This window comes from Methylobacterium sp. WL116 (assembly GCF_008039455.1).
GTDB lineage: Bacteria > Pseudomonadota > Alphaproteobacteria > Rhizobiales > Beijerinckiaceae > Methylobacterium.
Genome location: NZ_VRUV01001008.1, coordinates 1 through 760, shown reverse-complemented (window position 1 = coordinate 760; position 760 = coordinate 1). Strand labels below are relative to the sequence as shown.

Annotated in this window: 1 protein-coding gene; it reads left to right on the top strand. The window is 69.7% G+C overall.

The features are described from left to right. A partial coding sequence (locus tag FV223_RS29090) for an outer membrane beta-barrel protein (protein WP_147730052.1) occupies positions 1-747 on the top strand: 747 nt, incomplete at its 5' end. Between the last annotated feature and the right edge of the window lie 13 nt (positions 748-760).

The window sequence follows — 760 nt, the reverse complement described above, 5'->3', positions numbered from 1 at the left end:
GCCGGCTACGGCTTCGATGCCAACGACAACCGCGGCGCCACCGTCGTCGGTGTCTCGCCGCAGAACGCGATCTTCGCCGGCCCGGCCGGTGGTAACCGCGCTGGCGTGCTCGCCTTCGGCGGCAGCCGCGGCAACGACGGCTTCACCGGCGGTGGCCAGGTCGGCTACAACTACCAGTTCACCCCGGGCTCGGGCGTCGTGATCGGCATCGAGGCCGACGCGCAGTACGTCGACTTCGGCCAGAACCGCAACCGCTTCTCGTCGGCCACCGTCGCTGGCGGCGGCATCCTGCCCGGCAACCTGATCTACAACCCGTCGGGCCTCTCCAGCCTCGACTACTTCGGCACCGTGCGCGGTCGCCTCGGCTACGCCTTCGACCGCACCCTCGTGTACGGCACCGGCGGCTTCGCCTACGGCAGCGGCGGCGGCCGTGACTTCGGTTCGGGCGTGTCCCGCAACGACTTCCAGACCGGCTGGGCCGCCGGCGCCGGCGTCGAGTACGCCCTGCCGACCGACTCGTTCCTGAACTTCTTCCGCTCCTCGGCCGTGACGCTGAAGGTGGAAGGCCTGTACGTGAACCTCGACCAGGGCGGCCGCAACAACGGCGCCTTCGCCTCCAACTCGACCGGCACCGTGACCCTGACCTCGCCGGGCGTGACCGTCGTGCAGAGCGGCCTGAACCGCAACAACAGCACCGAGTTCGCCGTCGTGCGCGCCGGCCTGAACTACAAGTTCGGCTCGTACTAGGACCTGCCGGATC